The following is a 21,978-nucleotide window of genomic DNA, read 5'->3' as shown; positions in this document are numbered from 1 at the left end:
GCTGCCCTTAGCTTTGCAAATAATCCCGCAGCCGCGCCGCGAGCGCTGCCAGATATGGAACCTGCTCGGACGCGTTGTCGTTGAAGTGTTGCAACTGCTGAACGAGCGCGTTGTAATCCTCCTCAAATCGCGCCCGCTTTTCGTCTTGCCAGGTGTCTCCGAGTGAAGCAAAGGCACCGTTAAGATTGCCGACAGCATCGTTGAGCGAATCAATAAATTGTTGTAACGAATATGCGAAGCGCTCAAGTTCTTCTGGATCGCCGATTGCTTGTGCCATTACCAATACCCTCCATCTTCTGTCGAAGAACTTTGTGTCACAGAGTTCTGTTTATCCTGGCGTGCTTCGATTGTGGCCGGCTGGATGTCAATGGTGCTCGCTTCAGGTACATTATTTGGCGTCTGTGACTTCGTGCGAATGGTCACCGACATGGTGACAAACTTGAAGAAGTCACGTAGCTGCTTGGCGTTCTCTGCGTAGAAGAGGCGATTAGAGGTGCCTTCGATAAATTTCCCAAGTACCGCCTCGTCAGCATCAGCGCCTATCGCCATTGCCAAACGGTCACATTTTGCAGAGCGTCCGTCGCTAATAAACGCGTTCAGAGGTTTTTCCCACGCATCATTAGGCCCACCATCAGAGACCAATACGACCGTTGGACGATACGCACGCGAAGGAATGACATCTTTGTCTTCGATCATCGCTTTGGCCATTTGCAATGCCGTGCCAAGCGGAGTCATGCCGCCAGCTGAAAGGTCCTGCCAATGAATATCGCTGGCGCTGGCAAGCGGCTGATGCAGCGCTACCTGAGAACCGAAAGTGATGATCGCAACATGGATTTCAGTTTCACCGTTCTCGGTGTCGCTGAACGTATCCAACATATCGCGAACGGCATCATTCACATTGCGGATTTTCTCTCCGCTCATGCTGCCGCTGACATCGAGAAGAAGCACGACGGGTAGAGGCTTCGCTTTCGGTGCCGTGAATTTCGACGGGTCGAATGGGATATTGCTCATATAAAAACTCCTTTATTCAAAGCTACGGTGTCCGCTCGTGTGCATGACGAAAACTTATCGTGCCGTCGCGACGGCAGAACCTACCCCTTTGCCGCCTCGGTCAAAAGATCACCAACCGAGCGCGCAACCACATACCGGGCTGGGTTCTCGCCGCCCTCCAGCGCAGTGAAATGCGCCTTGCCGCATTCGATCTTGGCGCTTTCCTTGTCGCGCATATCGTCGGTGAACAGGCTGCTCTTGGTTTCCACCACAAAATACAGGTGCTGAGTGCCGTCTTCTTCCACCAACACGGCCCAGTCGGGGTTGTAGGTGCCCAGCGGCGTGGGCACTTTGAACCAGCCTGGCAACTTGGCGTAGAGCTTGATGGCGTCGTTCTTCTCCAGCCCATCGGCGAAATCCCGCTCAGTGGTCGAGTCGTACACCACGTGCTCGTAGATCGACTTCTGGGTATCCAGCAGCATGTTCTTGAGATAGCCGGTGAGCTCTTCCTTCTCGAACAGCTCCTGCGCATAGACATGCTGGTCACCCAGCTTCTGGTACTTGATGCCATCGACCAGGGCCAAGCGCTTGCAGCGGTTGATGGTTTCGGCAGTCAATTCGATGAACTGCTGCGGATTGCGTTTGAAGTCGTTCAGGCGACCGCTTCCCGTCAGGATGCTGACGATGGTGCGCCGGGTGAGCTGGGTGCGATCCTGAAGGTCGGTCAGCAAATCCGGCAGCTCAATATCCGCCTCGTCCAGCACCACGGTCGCCGCGCCCGCTTTCTCCGTCGCGGCGACACCCGCCTTGCCGATAGAGATGTCGGCCTTGCGCCATTGCAGTCGTGCTTTGGCAATCACCGGGGCCTTCTGCAACGCTGCGATGCAATCCGTCACCAACTTGGCGTTATCGAACTGCACGCGGTACGTTGTTTGGTGCTTGATGCGGTCCCACAGTGCCTTGAACTCGTCACTCAGATAAACGGCCTTGCCATCCTTGCCCTTGCGCAGCGGCACTTGCCTGCGTTCATCGGCATTTTTGATATCGAGCCGGCCCGACACCTTGCGCAGCACTTCAGCAATCTGGGCCTTTTGCGCATCAAACTCGTCCGGCAGTTCCAAGGTGCCGTTCTTCAGCGCCGTTTTCAGTGAATCCTGCACCTTGCCTTTGGCATCTATATGGCCGGCGGCTTTCAGGTGCTCCCACAGTGCCTTTGATTGCTCGATGCCCAGCGGTGCGGCGTGCCCATCAGCGCCAGTCACGGCAATGGCGGCAAATTGGTGCTGCTCCACGATGCCAAAGCGGATGCCTGTGTCTTTCTCGATTTCCTTCTGCAGGTTTTCGGCAAACTGTTCGTAGTTTTCCGTGGCCACCACGGTCAGGGTGTTGACCTCAAAGCCGCGTACCCGCTCGCCATCCTGGTTGACGCACAGACGCAGGCCACGGCCAATGGTCTGGCGGCGCTCGCGCTCGGTCTGGATGTCGCGCAAGGTGCAAATCTGGAACACGTTGGGGTTGTCCCAGCCTTCCTTGAGGGCGGAGTGGGAGAAGATGAACTTCAGCGGCGTACCGAAGGACAGCAGCTTCTCCTTCTCCTTCATGATCAGGTTGTAGGCGCGTTCGGCATTCTCCCGGTTACCCGCATTGTTCTCGGCGGTGTCAGTCCAGCCGCCTTTCTTGTCGATGGAGAAATAACCGTTGTGCACTTCTTCGGCGGCGGACTCCAGGTCGATCTCGGCAAACAAACTCTGGTAAGCCGGCAACTTGGCGGCACGGCGATATTCCTCCTCGAACATCTGCGCATACACACCCTTGACCGGCTGGCCGTCCGCATCGTACTGACGATATTTGTCCACCGCGTCGATGAAGAACAGGCTCAACACCTTGATGCCCAGCGGGCGCAGGTGCTTCTCCTTGTCCAGGTGTTCCTTGATCGTGCGGCGGATCATCTCGCGTTGCACGGCAAGCGCATCCACATCACCGTGGGCTTGGCCAGGTTGCAAAAACACCTCGCCACCGGGGTAGCGCAGCTCCATGAACGCTTCGCCCTTGGCCGTGTTGATCTCGCCGACGCGAAAATCGGCATAGATCGCGCGGCCATCGGCGCTCTGCTGGAGGTCGTCGCCGTCGCTGACCGTCACTTCAGCCCGCTGCACACCAGTGGCGGTCTGTTTATCTAGCTCGACCTTGGCGCTGATGCGGCCGCGCTTGTTTTCCACCTTCACCAGGCGCACAAAGGGCCTGTTGTGCGCGTCCTCTACCGTGGCCGACGCCACCTCGATCTGCTTGACCAGTTTGCGCTCGTAGGCATCGACGGCATCGAGGCGAAATACCATGTGGTGCTTGTCCACATGGGTAGCGGAGTAGCGCAGCGTGCAGAGCGGGTTCATGGCGTCCAGTGCTTCCTTGCCACGGCCTTCCATGCCGCCGTCCACGCTTTGCGGCTCATCCACGATGATTATCGGCCGGGTTGCCTTGATCAGGTCGATGGGCTTCTCGCCGCCGGTTTTCTCGCTCTCTTTGTAGAGGTTGTTCACATCCTTCTTGTTGATGGCGCCCACCGTCACCACCATGATCTGGATGTTGGAGCTCGTGGCGAAATTGCGCACCGGCCCCGGCTTACCGGAGTCGTATAGGAAGTAATCGAAGGGTACGCCCGCGTAGAGCCCCTTGAAGTGTTCCTCGGTGATCTGCAGGGTTTTATAAACACCCTCCTTGATCGCCACTGAAGGCACCACGATCACGAACTTGGTGAAGCCGTAGCGTTTGTTCAGCTCGAAAATCGAGCGCAGATACACATAGGTCTTGCCGGTGCCGGTCTCCATTTCCACAGTGAAGTCGCCCGAAGTCAGCGAACTGGAAGGCGGCAAGCCACCGCGCAACTGGATGTCAGCCAGATTCTTGAGCAGCTCGTCATCGAGCAGGGTCAAGCGGTTGCCAACGCCAAGGTCGGACTGCGCCACGCCCAGTGACATCTGCACGTCATCGGGCAATTTCATGGTCACCGTGAATTCGGTGCGGCAGACCTCCTGACCACGGAAAAGATCGCATACAGCCTCGATGGCCTGCATCTGGTAGTCGAGGTTGGGCTCGAAGTGCAGTTTCATGGCAAGCCCCCTTACAAGCTGCGCACGTTCTGGATGCCGTGTTGCTCCAGAATGGCTGCGAGATTGGTTTTGGCCACGTCATCGGCAAAGGCGCTGTCGCGGAACACGCAGGTGGTGTCACCGGCAGGGGCCAACGCCTTGTGCCAGCCGATGATGCCCTGGGCGAGCGGCTCTACCTGTTCGCGGGTGATGGTCTCAGCCAGGCACGCCAGCAGCACGCCGCCGCCAATGGCATGGACGTGAAGGCCTTCGATATTGCGCTGTTCGATGGGCACACACAGATCCAGCCCCAACTTGAGCAGCAGTTCGTAAAGCACATCAGCCTCGCTGCGACCTTCGAGCAGATGATCCTGATGGTCGAATAGTGTGGCTTCCAGATCGTCTGGTTTGGGATTCCAGACGCGGATATTGGAGGTGTCGAGCTTGAAGACGCGGAAGCCGGTGTCGCCCTGCCAGCCAGAGCTTTCAGCCTTAATCTTGGTGCCTGCGCGGCGTAAGCGCTCTTTAGTGAGTTCTGCGATAGAACGAGGCTTGGTGATCTGGTCGCAGAATTCGGCTGCATTTTTCTGCCCCTTATCCTCCGGATCGAGATACTGGGGGAGTTGAACAAGAATAAATCTACGGTTTCCTTCATCTAAGAAATTCTGTGCCATTACTGCATGACCAGTTGTTCCAGTTCCAGCAAAGAAATCAAGAATGATGTCCTGAGGAGACGTACCAATTGTTACAAAGTCACGAATTAATGAGCGAGGTTTTGGAGGGCTATCGAACACATTGCTTCCCAGCAACGATGAAATTTCGGCCGTTCCATTACTACTACTGTACTCAGGCTTGTAGAGAATCGATTTGGGCTTGCTGGTTGGGAGGTCGCCGAGAGTGGCTCGTTGTTTTTTGTAGATATTCTTTCCTGACCTACCTTCAACAACAATCAAGTTAAAGTTTTCATCGTTTATTTTCTTTTTGCTCCACGTCCAAGAGAGCTCTTCGCCTGCCTCTGAAACTGGCCATAGAGTTAAATCTGAACCTGAGCGAGGCTCATCATCAAGCGTCGCGTAGACTTCACCCTTTTCGTCAATAAAGACTGGAAACCACCCGTTAGGACGGCGCTCCCTCGATGCATCCTGCCCTGTCCGCCTTAAAGTGTCAGCGCGCTTGTAGAGGCCACGCTCATCTTCCAGCCAATCATCTAGCGATTCCTCTGACACTGGAAGTTGAAAAACCACACATTTTTCTTTATTCCGAGCATAAACAACTGTAAATTCATGAGTATCCGCGAAAGCGAAGGCATCGTTATTGCCTTTCAGATTCATGATAGTCGGCAGTAAGCCGATGAAGTTCTCTTGACCAAAAACTTCGTCCATAATTAGCCGCAAGTTAGTGGCTTCAGAAGAGTCAATGGAGATAATTATTAATCCACTATCGAGAAGAAGATTTTTTGCCAGCTTAAGTCGTGGATACATCATATTCAGCCAGTCGGTATGGAAACGCCCGCTGGCTTCGGTATTGCTGCTGATCTTCTGCCCGCCTTCCACCTGTCCGGTCAGTTCCAGATAGTTCTTGATGTTGTCCTGGAAGTTGTCCGGGTACACAAAGTCCTTGCCGGTGTTGTAAGGCGGATCGATATAGATCAGCTTGACCTTGCCGGCATAGCTCTTTTGCAGCAGCTTGAGTACCTCAAGGTTGTCGCCCTCGATCATCAGGTTTTGGGTGGTGTCCCAATCCACACTGTCTTCCGGGCAGGGGCGCAGGGTGCCGGTGCTGGGCGTGAGCGCCAGTTGCCGCGCGCGGCGTTTGCCGTGCCAGTTAAGGCCGTACTTCTCGTCGGCATCGGTGACGGTGGCATCGCCCACCAAAGCTTTCAGCACGTCCACATTCACGGCCACGCCGTTCGCGCCCTCGGTGATCAGTTCCGGGAACAGCGCCTTGAGTTGTTCGATATTGCCCGCTACCAGGTCGGCGGATTGGGCTTCTGGGCTGGCTGCCGTGAGTTTTTCCATGGTCTTCCCCGTCATTCGTTTAATCTTCAAAGCTGTTGTTGTGCTGCGGCCAGTTCGGACTGGATGCGCTTGAGCGTCAGGTTCAGCTCCACCTGACGCGCCAATTGTTTTTCTTTGGTCGCCTCGGCCCGCAGGCGACTGATTTCGCCTTCCAGCCGCTGGCAATCGGCCAATGCTTGCCGGCGTGCCGCAGCCTGTTCCGGCGTTGCGGCGGCTTGATAGCTTCCTGTGCGTCGCGCTGCGTGCAGGGACTGCACGCATTCGATCCAGCCTTGATAAAGGGCATGAAGCGAGGCCTGGGGCTGACGCGCAATTGCGAGGGATTGCACGAAGGCATGTTCGGCTTCGGGACGTGCCTTCGTATCAGCCTCGGTTGTGCCACTGGCCGTGCGGGATAAAGAGGCCGACACCAGATCGCCGTCGAGCACGATTTTTTCTGCCTCGTTCTGCGCCCAGCGTTTATGCGCCAGCGAGAGGGTCAGCGTGGGCCCTTCAGCCCGCTTTTCATCCAGCAGCAACAGCACCGGGTAAGGCACGGCCCGATGCACCAATTGGGCAAGGCGTGAAAGGCTGGCTGGCTTAATGGCTCCGCGCAAGGTGACGGCCAGCACCGCGACCTCCAGGTATTCGCGCTGCGTATCGCGGTACTCGGGCACGCCGATGGTGTTGGGCTTGAGGGCGGCCAGCCACTGAATGTCTTCAATTGCATCGGTGATCAAGCGCTTGTCAGACGCGGTGGGCGCACCGTTCTCCAGCAACAGCTTTTTGGGCACGCGCTGGTCCACCCGTGCGCTATCCGGGAGATTCAGGGCACTGACGACATCCGACCTGTTCATGACGAGAGTGCCGCCCCAAATGCCTTGACCGTTTCTTCGCTGTCGCGCCCGGCGATGGTTTTGCCCATGGCCTGCTCGATCAGCTTCAACAGTGCGGCGGCGCGTTGGCGGATAAACGCATCGAAGTCGTCAGAGCGCAGCGCGGTCACCGGGATCACGTGGGAGAGCAGAAACTCGTCCAGGCTATCGGGGGCCACCTGCTTGGCTTTCTGGATGCGGGCGAGGTACATGCTGGGCGCATCCCCGCTGATGAAACGGTTGGTGCCAGCGGCCAGAGGGGCCTTGTTGACCACGCTGTTCCATTTCTCCTTGGGCAATTTCTGCTTTTCGCACCAGGCACGGGGGAACACATGGTGGATGTCGATGGCGTTGTTGAAGTAGGTGTTGAGGTCAATCGGCGTGCCGCTGACGAAATCCCGACCACCGTGTTTCATGAGCAAGGCGGCCAGCCCCTTGTAGGCGGCTGCGAGGCGGCTTTGCAGAGACAGCAGGCGCGTCGGCGCGAAGTTGGCGTCGCGCACCGTGCGCGGTTCGCTGCCGCTTTCGACCCAGGCGACCACATCCTGGATGTCCATGCCAAAACGGGTTTCGTTGGCGCCACCGTACAGTTCACCCAGAACACCGCTCCAGTACCAGCGCAGCAGCTTTTGTTTGACGCCATGTTGCGTGGTGCGGTCTGCCAAATGAGCGCAGATGGCCGACAACGGAATGAGTTGCGTGGCATAAGGCAGGCTTCGGTCGTCGAAGATTTTTTCCTCCGCCAGCAACTCGGCTGCCCGCTTGAAGCCTTTCTCCAAATCAGATTCCAGCGCCTTGAAGTCCGCCAGCGGCAACTTCAGCACGTCGGCACGCTTGCAACTGACGGATGTGCCATGCGTTTTGTGTCGACGGTAGCTGGCCAACAGGGTCACTGCGGTGAGAAAGCTGGTGCCGTCCACCGCCGTGAGCACGTCGTGCTTGGCCGTCAGTCGCTCCTGCCGAGCTTCCCAGTCATCGCGCAGGTTGAATTCATCGGCCGCGAAGGTTGCCGTCATTAGCTCGAAGACGGTGAGCGTCACGCCACCGGTATTGACCTTCTCGAAGACTTGGCACACGGCTTCGCGCGGCGTGTCCTGGGTCAGTTCGATGGCGGGCACCTTGAACTGTTGGAAGCGCAGCCAGATTTCGTTGCGAAACCGCTGCATGAACTGCATGGCTTCCGCTGCGAACTGATGGTGTGCGCTGAAGCCGCTTTCCCAGGCCATGAACCCTTGGATGTCGAACAACAATGCCACGGGAAAGAGCCGCTGGCTGTACTGCTGGTCAGGCGTACTGACGTCCAAATCGACCTTTCGGCCGAAATCCGACGTGACTTGCAGCGTCTCTGGCACCGAGAGTACGGCATCTTCACGGTCCGCCGATTCATCCAGGCATTTGCTCATGTCGAGGAAATAAAGACGACGAATATCCGCGCCTTTCTCCGTGCGTGTCTGCACTGGCTGGCCGCTGCGCAGCGCCAGGTACATGGAGGTCAGGCGTTGCTGACCATCAAGCACGAGGGTCTTAGGAGCAGGCGCAGGCTGCAGGTTTACACCGGCAAACAAGCGGGGCTTGAATGGCACGCCGCCTGCTTCCAGAAACATGACTGCGCCAATCGGGTAGGAGAGCGAGAGGCTTGCGATCAATGACCGAATATGGTTGTCATCCCACACCCAACCGCGTTGGAAGTCAGGAAGCTGGATTTGTCCCGATGCAATTCCATCGAGGACATCTTTCAATGCGGGTTCGGCGGTGCGAAAGCTCATGCTGGTCCTTGTAATCAAATACTTGGCTGATCGGGCAACACAACGAGGAATGCCACCACCTCAAAGTCGCCGCTGCCGGCGAACTCGCCTTTCATGGCGTGCGTGCCACCGGGCGTGAAAAGGCTGGCCACGGCCCGTTCCTCTTGCTTCCCGGCGACGGAGGCCACCGCCGCAGCGAGCAGCTTCTGGGCGTGGCGCATGTCTTCGCCGCCTTTGGTTGCCTTGTCGAAACGTGCGCAGGCACTGTCATCTGGCCGTTCGCGCCCGAGCGCCAGGCGCTTGAGGCGATCCAGGATGCGCTTGGCCTGCGGGTACGGCAGCAACACGGTGCTGTCATCGCCGACATGCACCAGGTAGTGCGGCGCCAGCGGGTAGTCGGACGTTGTTGCGGACTTTGCTGCCGGGCCGCAGGCTTGCAGGCAGAAGATCACGCCGGGCGGAATGTCGGCATCCAGCGTGGTGGTGACCGCATAAGCACCCAGCGGCTGGGTGTCCAGCTTGCCAGGGTGTGCTTTCAGGAACTGCGCCAGGTCGATGCGGAAGTCGGTCAGGGTGAGGTCGGTGATCGCCACGCCAGTCGACAGGTCTTCCATGTCGATCACCGTGTCCTGCAACTTGAGCAGTTGCTTGCGCCGGTACTCCAGGTCGTTCATGGCGTTGCCGGACTGTTGCTCGATCAGGTTCTCTTCGCCGGTGGCCGAGACATCGAGCAGCACCATGCGGCCGCTGACGCGCTGTTCCAGGTTGATGTATTCCTCCAGCTCCATGTTGGGCCAGAAGTTCACCAACTGGATGCGCTGGTTGGGCGAGCCGATGCGATCGATACGCCCGAAGCGTTGGATGATGCGCACCGGGTTCCAGTGAATGTCGTAGTTGATCAGCCAGTCGCAGTCTTGCAGATTCTGCCCTTCGGAGATGCAATCGGTGGCGATCAGCAAGTCGATCTCGCCTTCACCCGCCATGTCTTGCGGGCGCTCCTTGGCGCGCGGGGCGAAGGCCGAAAGCACATTGCCCATGCTTTTGCGCAGGCCCGGCAACGTGACCTGGATGCCGGCGCTGCCGGTGACGACCGCCGCATGCATGCCCAGCGTATCCCTGGCCCAGGGGGCGAGCTGGGCGTAGAGGTAGTGCGCCGTGTCCGAGAAGGCGGTGAACACGATGATCTTGCGGTTGGCTTTGCCATCGTGGCTGTTGATGGGCTGGGCGCATTTGCGGGCAATCATGTCGCGCAAGGCTGCCAGCTTGGCATCGCGAGCGGCATCCACTTGGCGCGCTGCCGCCAGCAGGGTCGCCAGACGGTTGCGGTCTTCCAGCAGGTCCTGCTTCCAGCGAATCAGATCCACATCGCCCAGCAGCACCTTGACCTTGCGCCCGACCAACAAGGTCTCGAATGCCGGGTCGTCGATATCGACGTCGGCAATGTCGATTTCCTCCAGCGCTTCGGCATGGGATTCGATGCGTGTCAGGGTGTTCTCTACATCCTTGAGTTGGCGCTGTACGGTCAGGGTGAAGGACGAAACACAGCTTTCCATGCGTTTGAGCACGTTCACACGCAGCAGGTGGATCAGGCTTTCTTCGCGATCCGCCTGACGGAAGAAACTTTCGCCGCCACGCACCTGGGTGCTGTACTTGGCGTCGTAGGCGGCCTGCTTGTGGGGCAGCACATAGCGCAGCGGCGCGTAGCTGGCGAGCGTGAGTCGGCGGATTTCTTGGTTGATGTCGCGGATGGCACGGAATTCGCCCGCAAGGTCCACGTCGGCCTTGATGTTGATGGGCGGCAGTCGGTCGGGGAAGCGGCCGGTCTCGCTGGTGCCGTAGTACTTCTCCACATGCCGCCTGGAGCGGGCAATGGTGAGATGATCCAACAGGGTGAAGTAGTCAAACCCCAGCATTTCAACCAACCGGGTGGGGGTCTTTTCAGCTTCGTCCAACGCCAGCCAGCGATTGAATTGCGCCTGCGCCTTGCGGGTCGTGGCCTCGATACTGGCGATGCCATGCTCCAGCAGAGCGGCGTCATCGCCTTCGGTGGCAAAGGCAATCTGGTTGCGCAGGTCGGCCAAGCGATTGTTCACCGGTGTGGCGGAGAGCATCAGCACGCGGGTCTTGACGCCTTCACGGATGATGCGTCGCATCAGGCGGTCGTAGCGCGATTCCTTGCCCTTGTGTGTGGCCTTGTTGCGGAAGTTGTGCGACTCGTCGATCACTACCAGGTCGTAGTTGCCCCAGTTCACATGTGACAGGTCGATGTCACCAGACACCCCGCCATCGCGCGACAGGTCGGTGTGGTTGAGCACGTCGTAGTTGAACCGATCAGCCGCAAGGATGTTGCGCTTGTCGTTGGCCTTGTAGAGCGTCCAGTTGTCGCGCAGGCGCTTGGGCGCCAGCACCAGCACGCGGTCGTTGCGCAGTTCGTGATACTTGATGATGGCCAGGGCTTCGAAGGTTTTGCCCAGACCCACGCTGTCGGCGATGATGCAGCCGCCAAAGCGGTTCAGCTTGTCGATGGCACCCACCACACCGTCGCGCTGGAACTTGAAGAGCTTTTTCCACACCACGGTATTGCGGATGCCGGTGGCGGACTTGACGATGCGCTCCTCGTCCATCTCGTCACCGCTGTCCTGAAACAGGCGGTGCAGCATCAAGGTGTAGATGGTGAAGGGGTCACGGTGCTCGCCCAGGGCCTGCAGTGCTTCAAGAACGGATTCGCTCTCGTTGCTGTAGTCCTTGGAGTCGGTGGCAGCAGCACCCTGCAGGCCTGACCACTGTTGATCGAACCATTGGGCGAGTTGCGCGGCTTCATCGGCCGTTTCTGATGCCTGGATCAGGTTCAGCGGGTTGCCCGGCGTCAGGCCAAGGCCAGACGTACTGAAGGCGAACGAGCCCAGGACCACTTGTGCAGGGGCCCCGTCCGGACCGCGCATGACGGCGGCCCCCTGCGGCACCGATCCTGATGCTCGCCGAAGCGCCACTTTCTCATTGATCCATTTCGCGCACTGATTGGCCAGCCAACGTGCCTGCAGACGATTGCGTGAAGCGCGGTCGCCTGCCGAGCCCAGGAGCGCAAGTGCCTCGTTATCGGGAGGCACGATCAATTGGACTCGATCCAGAGCGGACAACGCCTCCCGGATTTCTGCAAAGGCGTAGAGAGAGAACGAAGGCGTTACACAGTCGAGTCGGTTGCCGTGCTTGAGGTGGGGCTGCATCAAGTCGATGACGCGCTGTGTTCCGGTGTTTTGGATCAGCTTCATGGTCGTTTCCGTTCAGTCAGCAATCGACGTTTCTGCACTCGGCGATGCATACCCCGGCGCCAGCACTGCATTGCGCACGCCGTAGATGGCGAGGTGGTCCTTCAACCAAAGCCGGTACTCAGGGCCGCGCAGGCTATGGTCGGGGGAGCAGTCCACACTCCATTTGCGCAGGATGTAGCCAGCGGTGGCGGCGCGCAGCTTCATGTGCAGCACGCCGCCTCGCATGCCGTAGTCCATTTCAGTGATTTCTGGCCGGGGCTGATCCGGGTGAGGAACCAGCTCCAGCTCGACGATCCGTGTCCATTGAATGTCCTGATCGCTCATCTCGTGGGGCGCCACGGGCTGCCCCTTGCGCACCACAGGACGCTTGATCCGGGTGATGACGAAATCCCGGAATTCCTGCGATTTGCGGTCGAAGGCACGGACGTGCCAGCGCAGGCCGTTGTCAATCAACGCGAACGGGACGATCTCCCGCACGGTGCGGCCACTGGAGATGGAGTGGTACTCGATCCCCATCGGGCATTCATAGTGGATGGCACGGGTCACGCTCGCCAGGATGTCCAGGTCAGGGTGGGTGAGCCGGGACGGGCTCTCGCTGGCCACCCAGGCCTTGATGTGCATCGGCTCACCGTCGCCAAACCCCTGTGTCAGCCACGACAACACTCGCTCGGGCGGGAAATCGAAGATCGGCTGGAAGCTCGGACCGAGGACGTAGAACTTGCCTTTGCCGTCGTAGTCGATGTTGCCGGGGGCGAGTTCCTTGTACAGCGCCAGGTCCCTGGACGCAGCAGCGGACTGGATACCAAACCGCGCGACCAAGTCCTGGCGGCGCATCTCCCCAATGAAGCGCACGCGCAACTCCACGAACGCGAGCCGGTCACGCTGTGGCTGGGTTAGATCGGCAAGCTGTTCGTGGGGCATCCTGGTTGGCTCGTTCGGGTTAGCGAATGCTTATGCAGATTTCTGCAGAAAGTATATGAGCTGCTTGAAAAGACGTCTATGAATCCAAGCGAGTTTGCTAGTACGCTGCATTATGATAACCATTTTTTGAGGCGCAAATGAATGATCTGTCACGGACGAGTAGGCGATCAGCCCAGCGGAGCGCACCAGGAACGGCGTGGAATGGGGTGCATCCAGCAGGCCATCGCGGACGAAAACTGATGCGAATAGATCCTTGATATGGAACAGGAGCACGGCCCATGGAACTGCGACACCTTCGCTGCTTTGTGGCTCTCGCAGAGGAGCTGCACTTCACACGGGCCGCCGAGCGCCTGCATATCGAACAACCACCCTTGTCCCGCGCCATCAAGGAGCTTGAGGACGACCTGGGCGCGGTGCTCTTCGTGCGCAACCGCCGGGGTACGGCGCTTACCGAGGCGGGCGCAACGTTCCTGCAAGACGTGCACAGGGTGTTGGCCGCGCTGAAATTGGCTCAGGAAAATGTCCGGGCGGTCGCGTCGGGCCTGAGCGGAAGCCTTCGAATCGCCATCTCCGACGGCGCAATCGATCCCCGGCTGTCAGGCCTCCTGGCCCGTTGTCGCGAGGAAGAGCCAGAGATCGAAATTCGCCTGTCCGAAGTGCCGCTGGCCGAGCAGTTGCGCGGGCTACGCTCGGGCGACTTCTCGATCGGCTTCGCGCACACTGCGGAGGTCGGCGATGACATCCTGACTGAGCCACTCTGGCACGACTCGCTGGTGGTCGCGGTGCCCGCCCGGCACCCCTTGCTTTCACACAAGGCCGTTCCGCTGCATCAGCTTGCGAGCTACCCACTGGTCTTATGCGACCCACAGGTATACGAAGGCTACTACCGTGAACTGGCGCGGCTCCTGCGACCGCTGGAGCGTGATCCCGACATCGCCGAGCACGTGTCCTCGCTGGACATGATGCTCACCCTGGTCGGTGCAGGCTACGGCGTTGGCTTCATCAGGGCAACCAGGATCGCGGCGAGCCTGCGCCCCGATGTGGTGATCCGCCCCCTGGCCATGGATTCCGCAGTCATCACAACCTACTTGCTGCGGCCCGTCAGCGAGGATTTGCCGGTGTCGGCGGAGCGGTTCATTGCGCGCCTGCGCGAGCACTCGGGCGATTGATGCGGCGGCAAGGGCCGTAACTGAAGTTCGCGGCCGCTTATGGCGAGCCTTGCAGCTCACTGCCAGAGTTGAGGTTTTTTTCAGTCGCCGCCATCAACTCGCTGGCGCTGATCCCGAGCGCGGTAGCAATTTTCAGTATCAGGGGAAGCGTAGGCACATGCTCCCCGCGCTCGATCTTGCCCATGTGCGAACGCGATATTCCAGCCTGAAATGCAAAGTCGTCTTGAGCGACGCCTTGCGCGACGCGAGCGGCACGCACGGCCCGCCCGAAAGCTAATGCTGGTTCGGATTCATAGGTGGGTGTGCCAGGTGGACGACCTGGCTGAATAGTAAGCTTCTGCATCGACAGAAGCGTCAAACAAACCTCTTAAATTAACCACGTTAAACATATAGACGTTAAAGTTCTCTCTTTACTATGATGCTGGTTTTCCCTTGACCCGCTTCGTCGCTTCTGTGGGTTCTCCATGGACAACCTCACCAGCCAACCCGCCCACCTCAGGCTTGCGATAGCGCCAGGCGTATCGTCATCGCAGCTTTCGGTGCTACTCGCGCTGCAACGTGCCGAAGAACCCGAGGTCAGCATCGCGTTCTTTGAGGTTGCTGGTGACGAGTTGCTTGATGGACTCCGTGAAGGCCGCTATGACGTAGGGCTGTCGCTTCAAGGGTCGAGCGATCCGGCCATCCAAACCCAGCCCTTGTGGATTGAGCACATGGCCGTTGCGATGCCGCTGCGGTTTCCCTTGCTGGATCAGGCATCGCTCACCATCGCCGATCTACAGGACTACCCGATCTTTCGCTGGCGGGCTGAGACGTGTTCACTGCTGGATCATCGGCTGCTCTCGCACCTGCCTGCTGACCAGCAAAATCTTCAGCACGTGACTTCCTTCGAGCTGATGGCGCTATGGGTTTCTGCCGGCTACGGTGTCGGGCTATCCGCGCAATCGCGCATCAAGCACGCCCATGGATGGGGAATCAGCATGCGAGCGCTGGACGACGGCCCCTACGAGATCGTGACGCACCTGCATAGACCCCAGGGACAAGCGAACTCTGTTTCCGAGCGATTCGAGCGAAGGGCACTGCAGATCGCAAAATCGGTCACTTCCTGATCGCAGTGGCTGTCGGTAGCCGCCAGCAGACGGCGGTGGATGTACGCCTTTCATCAAGAGGGCCGAGGTGGTAAGCTTAGAGGCCATTTCTGGCTTGGGTAACCAGAAAAAATCTTTATTAATCAATTGGTTGGTTGCCGTGGGTGATTCCCTCTACCCGCTCCAACCCTCGTTCTAGAGCCTCTCGCCCCCCAAAGATTTACATTTTTCTTGCCCTACTCTTTTCCCGGGTGCGAACAGTTCACCCGGAAGTCGCTGACAAACATGCCTGAAGTCAGGATAAAATTCAGCGTTTCCTTTGCTCACCAAACAGCAGCAGAGCCACGCAGCAGGCTGACGGCCCTACCTTCACGCGCTCATCCACTGCAAACTGTTAAGCATCCCTTCCTACCAACCGTGGCGGCGCGCACCACGCTTGCCCTCGCCGCACCTTGCATTCGGTTTCACTGATACTCATCAAAAGCCTCAGCCCCCTCCTAACGCTATACAGTTGCCAGCCATGAAACCCGGTATTTAGGCGACCGACCTCCGCCAGGTTCAAGCCTTTCATATGATCACCGAACATCACGCCCAACACCTGATTGATGGTTGAAACGTTGTGGAAGGTCAGGTCGGCCAAGTCCCCAGCGCGATGGATTCCACCAGTTGGGGCTGTTCTGCGATTTCCTTCAGCGTCACTGTGATCCCCCTCAACTTCTGGTAACCAGCAGCAAGCGACATCAACAGGGCTTCGTCGCTCACAATCAGCTTGCGTACCACCGAGCTGATCAGCGCCTCCATCAACGTCACGTTGTGCGCGTAGGCCAGTTCGTAAACAGCAGGTGGAGCTTCGCGACGCGCATTTTTTCGGGGAGCACTGTCCAGGCAGCATTGTTTCACGACAGTCGTTCGCAATCGTGGAATGGGTATAACGAAACCTTAAATGGCCTGGCCATATTTCCATTAAGCTTATTAAGCTGTCCTATCGCCCCCGTTAAAACGCTAAAGGCGATCGGCTACCGTCCATGGCTGCCGACTGCCCCAGTGATCAATCAGTCCGCAATAAACCCACGGTGTCGCCATTTCGCCCGCACGAAATCCTTGAAGTCGTAGCCGAGGCCCAGATCGAGTCCATCGGCGTGATCGCAGACGATGATCTGTGGCATCGCGCCGGTCTCACGCGCCGTGTCATCGTAGAATTTCGCCAGCTGCGTGAACAGGTTTGACACGGCATCAATGTCGTCCTGCAGCTCGACACCCCGGGTGTCCTCGGCGCGAAAATTCTCGGCCTCGAACTCTTCCCCCTCGTCCTTGGACGGGAAGTACACCTGGGTAGGTTGATCCAGGAAGAGGATGGGTGGGATTGCGCATTTGTCAGCCCGGGCGGCGAACTGTTAATGCAGCGCCATGAACAAGGTGAGATGTGAGTACACCCAGTTGGCGCCACTGCCCATCGAGCGCAGGAACCCTTTCTTGTGCGCCTCTTTCTCGTGCCACAGGTCGAACGTGTTCACATCGAAGCGCAGAGATCCCACCGTCCAGGGGAAATTACCGAGATTTCTTGAAGCAGCGAGGCTCTCCATCGAAGGCTGTCCTCTAGGGCTCCAACCCTCAAAAAAAGCCGGAATTTTGTGACAACCATCACAGATTTGAGCAGAATTTCAAATTCTGCCCTATAAAAATTTTTTGCGGGACGGAGTTCTTATATTTGAGAGCCAAAAAAAAGCGGGGATCTGCGTCGCATCCATTTCTCGATTTTTCCTAGGTATTCGCCACTCGCTTTTCCCAGCCTTTCAGCACTCGGTGATTCGGAAAGTATCCCGAGTCGGACTGCCCACACGGTCTAGCCCCCACCGGGGGCTTGAGCAGGTCGTCTGGTTCGGCCTTTAGGCCGGCTGCTTTTCACTTTGGGATCAAATACAAGGCGCAATGCGCAACAGCGGGAGTCTATTTGGCGTGATCGAGAATTTCCGGCCAGTGCCGGACAACGCCTAGCTGTCTCTACCGGCTATGGAGTGGTTGTCGGAGAGGCAGTTTTCACACGCCAATATCGTGAGCGAGAAGGTCTTCACTCATGATCTGTGTAGCCCTCCCGGTCTGCACCAGTAAGCGTTGCAAACTCCGGCTGAGATACTCAAACAGCCAGGTACGAAGCTCGATGTGCCAACCGTAATCGTAGTAGCTGACATGCCGGCGTGACTTGATCTGGAGGGCGGCGAGAAGCGCCCTATAGGCTTCTTCGCCAATGCAATCAGCGGTGATCCGGATAGGTTCATCCTTTCCAGACTCGCGTACGTAATCATTCAGTAACTGATCCAGGGCCACTGTAAATCGGGCGCCATAGCAGACCGAGGCAGCCCTCCAGACGTCACTGACAATCGTCCTCTCCATGCCACTCGCCCTAGCGCCCCTTCTTCAAGGCAAAAGGCCAGCAATATACTCCATAAACAGCCTATGCCATGTCAGGTGCTCGACCGACACGATATCCATGGCACAGAAGCAGTGAGCAGATGCTAAATGGCTGAGTGAAGCCGACTCGCAGCTGCTCATGGTCATGCAGCTGCCTTGGCTACACCGTGAACCCGTGTCCTGCGAGTTGCGCTCGCAGATAGCTGTCTTTGAGCACCTTGGGAAATCCGATAATCAGCTTCCACATCAGGTACACAAAAACGATCGGCACCACGATCCCCAGGTAGCCCCCGAACAGCAAAGCCACCAGGCTGAGCGGAATGAACAGCAAGGCCAATACGCCGCCGCTGATTCTCATTTTCCTGATCCAGCTGTTGAACCCATCCGCCTCGTACAGTTTCTCACCAGTTACCGTTTTGATGGCGTACAGGATGAACCCCAGCCGGCCCAGCTTCACAAAGTGAAATTCACCCTCCAGGCCAGGCTTCAGATATGACGCGATGTAGTGCCCCACTCCCACTTTCTTCACCATCCTCACGGCGCCAGACGGTTCCTTGAATCGCAAGTAGGTGAATTCGGTGCCCTCAGGCAGATTGCTCTGAGGGCCCACGACTTCAAGCACACCTTTCATGACACTCGCATCCGACATAGTTATCTCTCCTTTCGTGCTCGCAAGCGGCTGCAAGCTGATTTGTCCGTACGGACTGCGATTCACTGCGGTGCTAACACCCCAGCGGTTAGAGCAGACCCACCCTCACCTTGAAGCGGGCGATGGACGCGCTGGTCTGCCCTGGCTGTCTCGCGATATCAATATGACATCCCAATAAAGGCACTATATTGCATAGCGTGGGACTGATCAACGTGGCTTCATCCTCGTTTTTGCGAGGAGAGATCATGGCATTGATGCCGGCGCTGGCAGCCTTGATACGAGGGATCAGGCACGCCAAGGCGCTCTCGCAAGAAGAGATGTCTGGCACGGTGGAAGCCCGCCATTTGCACAATATTGAAAATGCGCGCTCGAGTATCACCATCAACAAGCTTGAGGCCGTAGCCGGAAGGCTCGAAATCGACCCTGCCGCACTCGTCGTGCTGGCATCCGCGCTCTCGAATGGATTGTCCGATGACGAGGTGCTTGAGCACCTGCGCCTGGAGCTCAAGAAGCTTGAGGTGCTGGGCTCAAGAGAAAGTCTTACCAAGTACTTTGATCAGGGAACGGTCACCCGGGTGAAGCCGGGTCGTCAAATTGATCATGTAAAGCTTGAGGCTATTCGCCAGGCGAAGGCGGCTGGCGAAACTCAGAAGTCGGTCAGTATCAGGCTTGGTATTCCCAAGTCTACGGTGGGCCGGCTGTGGCACTCCCTTGAAGATTGATGCGCCCCGCTTGAGGGCGCTCTCCACTATCCGCACCTAAATCATCGACTCAATAATTTATGACGCTTTGGGGCTAATGAGTTTCTCGTCATGCTCATTCACCATTACGTCCAAAATCAGCCACTGCCACACCACGCAGGACTGTCGAACCTCAACCTCCTCTCGTATCGCGGTTGGAGGGCCACCGCCCTTGCCTGATCACCCATCGGCTGGATGCCGGATTCAGGTTCAGACTCTCGGGATGGATGGGCACTGCGTAATCTCGCTTTCATAATGGCCACAACCGGGATACCAAGATTGAGTTGCGGATCAAAAAAATCGACTCCGACGAGCCCCACGCGCGGGACAAAGAACAAGCAAGACAGACGATCCTGAAGAGCTCAAACTTGAGAAATCGAGACCTTCAAAAAGCTCGCCAAGCTCGAAGGCGCAGCATGAGGGTGTCGAGATAAGTCCCATCTTCAAGAGAGCGTGCGGGACGCTGCCCGCTCTAATCTCACTGGAAGGCAAGCTGCCTGAGTCTGTCGCGCACACCAGAAACAAACTCTACGTGGCGTTCTCACGCGCACGAGGAGTTGAGTGTCGCTGGTTCTGGATTCAATAACTCGCCGGCCTTTGAATGAGACCAACGAACGTCGAGCTGCTCAGGTGAGAGCCAGTAATCATCGGCAACGGGTGACAGCGCTGAAATCAGAATAACCATGCGCTCAGATATTGGAGCTGTGCCGTGACATCGGACATCTCGGCACTAAAGCTTGAACCGCACGTGGATCGTACTTTTCTTCACCAGGCGATCCACGGTGATAGCCGCAGCTCCATATCCCGAATAGCTCTTGATCAGGCGCATCCCTAAACCAGTGCCGCTGGGCTTAGGGTAAGACTCGGGAAAGCCGTCCCCTTCATCTTCGACCGTAATCAGGGCGTGATCTTGAACACCCTTCACGCTGACGGTGATTGTGCCCTTTCCGTACTTCAAGGAGTTGGTGATCAGTTCCGAAATGACGAGACCAAGCGGCGCCATCCTCTCCGGTGGCAGAATGAAGTTGTCGGCCTTGAGAGTGATTTTGCGGTCAGACAATGCCTTGGTCAAATCACAGAGCAGAGCAGCCAGGTAATCGGAAACACGCACATCTTGCGTACCAGTGCTTTGATAGAGCCGCTCATGAACGCTGGCGATCGTGACCACCCGCCCCGCCGCCGTCTCCAACTGTAGCCTTACCGCCTCATCTGCTGTCAGGTTGGCCTGCAAAAGCAGCAGCGTATTGACGAGGTGAAGGCTGTTCTTGACCCGATGATGGATCTCTTCCAGGTGAAGGTCTGTGGTCGTCTGGCGACTGTTCTGAGCTTCGATCAGGGACAACAACTGAGCTTCGTAGCTATGTCGCTCGGTAATATCTCGGGAAACTGCGATCAGTTTATCCACGTTGCCATCTGTGCCCAGGATAGGTGCGACGGTGACATCCCACCATTTCGGCTCGGCGTTAGCCGTGGGGCAATATGCCTCGAAGCGTATGGACTCCCCGTTTGTACCTTTAGCCACGGCGTTCTGAACAAGTCCTTTAGACTCGTCCGGCCACAATTGCAACCACGACAAGCCACGTACCTGTGCAAGATGACCGATTTGCATGAGGCATATGCCGGCGTCATTCATGAACTCAATTTCGCCATTAGCGGTTAGGATCTTGACGCAGTCCGGACTGGCGTTAAGCATGCTTTCCGAATAGGGGTTAACTGCTGGCACATTGGCCAACTCACTCAAGCGCTCAACCGCCATCGAGATGACGTTGGAAATTCCCTCAAGGAAAACCAGATCGCTCTCAATGAAGTCGTCGCCATCACTACTGTCCGCCTCCAATACACCAAACGGCCCCAGAATGCCTCGGATCGGCACATTGATCGCACGCTCGATACCGTATTTCTTCAGCAGTTCAGGTGTTCGAAAACGGAATTCCTGACCCAGATGGTTCGACAAGACCGGCCTGTACGTAGCAATGGCGTAGCCGGCAGGGCTGGCCACATCACCACCTACCGTGGCGTGACCGATATCCGCGTCATCCCAACCGACGCCGTGGGACAGTAGAAAGTCATCGCTCTCAGGAATCGGCGTCAGCACCTTGGCAAAACGCGTTTCCATACCCCTCGCCACAGCAGCGCAGGCTTGAGTGAGCAGTGCATCAAGATCTGTCGACTTGAGCGACATGACACCATATTCAACGACGATCCCATGCTGCCGGTGGAGCCGGGCGTGCGACTTCTGCAATGCAGCACGAATTGTTTCGTCAGGAGGTACCTGTTGCATGGGTTGATCCCGCGATTCGATAACCAGGCAAGCTGGTGTATAGAGTAGAGCCCTCCCCTGATAAAGCTTCATCAGCAATTGGGCACTTTGTCGTACCGTTTACCACCGCTCGTCACCCGGACGCAACGACGAAATCTGTCTAAGCCCTAAGGAGGACAGGCAGAGAGTTGGCACAACATGCTCAGCAATATTCTAGTGGTCGAAGATGACACCACCCTCCGAGAAATCACGACGGATGGCTTAGCTTCCCTCCCGGATGTCGCTGTCACGTCGTGTGCGAACGCCGATGAAGCATTCTGCCTGCTGAATAACGGGTTCAAGGCATGTCTGGTGTTCACCGATATCCACATGCCTGGAACGCTGGACGGCCTCGACTTGGCCAGGGAGATCTGGAAACGGTGGCCTCATCTGCCCGTGATACTGACGTCCGGAGACGCAGTCATCGCCATTGACACATTACCCGCCAACGCCGAGTTCATGCCGAAGCCTTGGACACTTACAGATCTCCTGACCACTATCGGCAAGCATCTGAGCTGATAGTAGAGCAGCGGATGCTCTCGGTACGCGGCTAGCCCCTGTCTGAGCGCCAGGTTTGGGGCTCGCCACAGCTGAAGCACTCGGTCAGAGATCTAAGTAAGAATTGGGAACGGGCACAGTGATGAAAAACCCTGGACACCCTACTACGGCCCCAAGCTGATACCGCGATCGGCTTATCCATTTTCATGGGTTTGTAATGACCGCTGCGGGAGTCATGGATCTGAC

At 57.5% G+C, this 21,978-nt stretch carries 17 protein-coding genes and 1 pseudogene; 4 read left to right on the top strand and 14 right to left on the bottom strand.

Annotated elements, in window-relative coordinates; genetic code table 11:
* Positions 1-7 precede the first annotated feature (7 nt).
* From ACF8MI_RS00715 to ACF8MI_RS00680, 8 genes are all read right to left on the bottom strand, one after another.
* A complete protein-coding gene (locus tag ACF8MI_RS00715) occupies positions 8-277 on the bottom strand; it encodes a WXG100 family type VII secretion target (RefSeq protein WP_012206006.1) in 270 nt (89 codons plus the stop codon).
* Positions 277-1,011: a VWA domain-containing protein gene (locus tag ACF8MI_RS00710; RefSeq protein ID WP_012206007.1), complete on the bottom strand. Its 735-nt coding sequence runs from the start codon at positions 1,009-1,011 to the stop codon at positions 277-279. The genes ACF8MI_RS00715 and ACF8MI_RS00710 overlap by 1 nt, the downstream gene beginning before the upstream one ends.
* A gap of 80 nt (positions 1,012-1,091) precedes the next feature.
* Positions 1,092-4,097, bottom strand: coding sequence for a type III restriction-modification system endonuclease (locus tag ACF8MI_RS00705; protein ID WP_008266576.1), 3,006 nt, complete (start codon positions 4,095-4,097; stop codon positions 1,092-1,094).
* A gap of 11 nt (positions 4,098-4,108) precedes the next feature.
* Positions 4,109-6,094, bottom strand: coding sequence for a site-specific DNA-methyltransferase (locus tag ACF8MI_RS00700; protein WP_392517303.1), 1,986 nt, complete (start codon positions 6,092-6,094; stop codon positions 4,109-4,111).
* Between the two features lie 26 nt (positions 6,095-6,120).
* Positions 6,121-6,930 (bottom strand): DUF4391 domain-containing protein, encoded by an 810-nt coding sequence (locus ACF8MI_RS00695; protein ID WP_223920386.1) that lies wholly within the window; start codon positions 6,928-6,930, stop codon positions 6,121-6,123.
* Entirely contained in the window at positions 6,927-8,714 is a 1,788-nt protein-coding gene (locus tag ACF8MI_RS00690; RefSeq protein ID WP_034079881.1) for a DUF262 domain-containing protein, read from the bottom strand. The genes ACF8MI_RS00695 and ACF8MI_RS00690 overlap by 4 nt, the downstream gene beginning before the upstream one ends.
* A gap of 14 nt (positions 8,715-8,728) precedes the next feature.
* Positions 8,729-11,962: a helicase-related protein gene (locus ACF8MI_RS00685; protein WP_392517302.1), complete on the bottom strand. Its 3,234-nt coding sequence runs from the start codon at positions 11,960-11,962 to the stop codon at positions 8,729-8,731.
* Between the two features lie 12 nt (positions 11,963-11,974).
* Entirely contained in the window at positions 11,975-12,883 is a 909-nt protein-coding gene (locus ACF8MI_RS00680; protein ID WP_008267281.1) for a WYL domain-containing protein, read from the bottom strand.
* A gap of 278 nt (positions 12,884-13,161) precedes the next feature.
* Here ACF8MI_RS00680 and ACF8MI_RS00675 point away from each other — a divergent pair, with 278 nt between their 5' ends.
* Positions 13,162-14,052, top strand: coding sequence for a LysR family transcriptional regulator (locus tag ACF8MI_RS00675; RefSeq protein ID WP_392517301.1), 891 nt, complete (start codon positions 13,162-13,164; stop codon positions 14,050-14,052).
* A gap of 37 nt (positions 14,053-14,089) precedes the next feature.
* On the opposite strand, the gene ACF8MI_RS00670 is transcribed toward ACF8MI_RS00675, so the two are convergent.
* A complete protein-coding gene (locus ACF8MI_RS00670) occupies positions 14,090-14,395 on the bottom strand; it encodes a helix-turn-helix domain-containing protein (RefSeq protein WP_012251119.1) in 306 nt (101 codons plus the stop codon).
* Between the two features lie 121 nt (positions 14,396-14,516).
* Here ACF8MI_RS00670 and ACF8MI_RS00665 point away from each other — a divergent pair, with 121 nt between their 5' ends.
* Entirely contained in the window at positions 14,517-15,158 is a 642-nt protein-coding gene (locus tag ACF8MI_RS00665; protein ID WP_392517300.1) for a substrate-binding domain-containing protein, read from the top strand.
* Between the two features lie 606 nt (positions 15,159-15,764).
* On the opposite strand, the gene ACF8MI_RS00660 is transcribed toward ACF8MI_RS00665, so the two are convergent.
* From ACF8MI_RS00660 to ACF8MI_RS00645, 4 genes and pseudogenes are all read right to left on the bottom strand, one after another.
* A complete protein-coding gene (locus ACF8MI_RS00660; protein WP_392517299.1) occupies positions 15,765-15,938 on the bottom strand; it encodes a hypothetical protein in 174 nt (57 codons plus the stop codon).
* A gap of 251 nt (positions 15,939-16,189) precedes the next feature.
* Positions 16,190-16,678: pseudogene (locus ACF8MI_RS00655) on the bottom strand (DUF3732 domain-containing protein); the annotation flags it as partial.
* A 496-nt stretch (positions 16,679-17,174) separates the two neighbouring features.
* A complete protein-coding gene (locus tag ACF8MI_RS00650) occupies positions 17,175-17,528 on the bottom strand; it encodes a hypothetical protein (RefSeq protein ID WP_264309589.1) in 354 nt (117 codons plus the stop codon).
* A 178-nt stretch (positions 17,529-17,706) separates the two neighbouring features.
* On the bottom strand, positions 17,707-18,195 hold the full coding sequence (locus ACF8MI_RS00645; RefSeq protein ID WP_392517298.1) for a hypothetical protein: 489 nt from the start codon (positions 18,193-18,195) through the stop codon (positions 17,707-17,709).
* A 245-nt stretch (positions 18,196-18,440) separates the two neighbouring features.
* Here ACF8MI_RS00645 and ACF8MI_RS00640 point away from each other — a divergent pair, with 245 nt between their 5' ends.
* A complete protein-coding gene (locus ACF8MI_RS00640; RefSeq protein ID WP_392517297.1) occupies positions 18,441-18,917 on the top strand; it encodes a helix-turn-helix domain-containing protein in 477 nt (158 codons plus the stop codon).
* Positions 18,918-19,665: 748 nt separating this feature from the next.
* On the opposite strand, the gene ACF8MI_RS00635 is transcribed toward ACF8MI_RS00640, so the two are convergent.
* Complete coding sequence (locus ACF8MI_RS00635; RefSeq protein WP_392517296.1) at positions 19,666-21,216, bottom strand: sensor histidine kinase; 1,551 nt, start codon at positions 21,214-21,216, stop codon at positions 19,666-19,668.
* 177 nt (positions 21,217-21,393) lie between these two features.
* On the opposite strand from ACF8MI_RS00635, the gene ACF8MI_RS00630 reads away from it, so the two are divergent.
* Entirely contained in the window at positions 21,394-21,753 is a 360-nt protein-coding gene (locus tag ACF8MI_RS00630) for a response regulator (RefSeq protein ID WP_392517295.1), read from the top strand.
* The last annotated feature ends 225 nt before the right edge of the window (positions 21,754-21,978 follow it).

The organism is Pseudomonas sp. yb_9 (assembly GCF_043103635.1).
GTDB classification, from domain to species: Bacteria; Pseudomonadota; Gammaproteobacteria; order Pseudomonadales; family Pseudomonadaceae; genus Aquipseudomonas; species Aquipseudomonas monteilii.
Note: the sequence above shows the minus strand (reverse complement) of the source record. Positions and strands in the feature narration are given on the sequence as shown.

What these genes read in the sequence shown, in the direction of transcription:
- ACF8MI_RS00715 (WP_012206006.1), bottom strand. Translation starts at nt 277, where the DNA reads ATGGCACAAGCAATCGGCGATCCAGAAGAACTTGAGCGCTTCGCATAT.
- ACF8MI_RS00710 (WP_012206007.1), bottom strand. Translation starts at nt 1,011, where the DNA reads ATGAGCAATATCCCATTCGACCCGTCGAAATTCACGGCACCGAAAGCG.
- ACF8MI_RS00705 (WP_008266576.1), bottom strand. Translation starts at nt 4,097, where the DNA reads ATGAAACTGCACTTCGAGCCCAACCTCGACTACCAGATGCAGGCCATC.
- ACF8MI_RS00700 (WP_392517303.1), bottom strand. Translation starts at nt 6,094, where the DNA reads ATGGAAAAACTCACGGCAGCCAGCCCAGAAGCCCAATCCGCCGACCTG.
- ACF8MI_RS00695 (WP_223920386.1), bottom strand. Translation starts at nt 6,930, where the DNA reads ATGAACAGGTCGGATGTCGTCAGTGCCCTGAATCTCCCGGATAGCGCA.
- ACF8MI_RS00690 (WP_034079881.1), bottom strand. Translation starts at nt 8,714, where the DNA reads ATGAGCTTTCGCACCGCCGAACCCGCATTGAAAGATGTCCTCGATGGA.
- ACF8MI_RS00685 (WP_392517302.1), bottom strand. Translation starts at nt 11,962, where the DNA reads ATGAAGCTGATCCAAAACACCGGAACACAGCGCGTCATCGACTTGATG.
- ACF8MI_RS00680 (WP_008267281.1), bottom strand. Translation starts at nt 12,883, where the DNA reads ATGCCCCACGAACAGCTTGCCGATCTAACCCAGCCACAGCGTGACCGG.
- ACF8MI_RS00675 (WP_392517301.1), top strand. Translation starts at nt 13,162, where the DNA reads ATGGAACTGCGACACCTTCGCTGCTTTGTGGCTCTCGCAGAGGAGCTG.
- ACF8MI_RS00670 (WP_012251119.1), bottom strand. Translation starts at nt 14,395, where the DNA reads ATGCAGAAGCTTACTATTCAGCCAGGTCGTCCACCTGGCACACCCACC.
- ACF8MI_RS00665 (WP_392517300.1), top strand. Translation starts at nt 14,517, where the DNA reads ATGGACAACCTCACCAGCCAACCCGCCCACCTCAGGCTTGCGATAGCG.
- ACF8MI_RS00660 (WP_392517299.1), bottom strand. Translation starts at nt 15,938, where the DNA reads ATGGAGGCGCTGATCAGCTCGGTGGTACGCAAGCTGATTGTGAGCGAC.
- ACF8MI_RS00650 (WP_264309589.1), bottom strand. Translation starts at nt 17,528, where the DNA reads ATGGAGAGGACGATTGTCAGTGACGTCTGGAGGGCTGCCTCGGTCTGC.
- ACF8MI_RS00645 (WP_392517298.1), bottom strand. Translation starts at nt 18,195, where the DNA reads ATGTCGGATGCGAGTGTCATGAAAGGTGTGCTTGAAGTCGTGGGCCCT.
- ACF8MI_RS00640 (WP_392517297.1), top strand. Translation starts at nt 18,441, where the DNA reads ATGGCATTGATGCCGGCGCTGGCAGCCTTGATACGAGGGATCAGGCAC.
- ACF8MI_RS00635 (WP_392517296.1), bottom strand. Translation starts at nt 21,216, where the DNA reads ATGCAACAGGTACCTCCTGACGAAACAATTCGTGCTGCATTGCAGAAG.
- ACF8MI_RS00630 (WP_392517295.1), top strand. Translation starts at nt 21,394, where the DNA reads ATGCTCAGCAATATTCTAGTGGTCGAAGATGACACCACCCTCCGAGAA.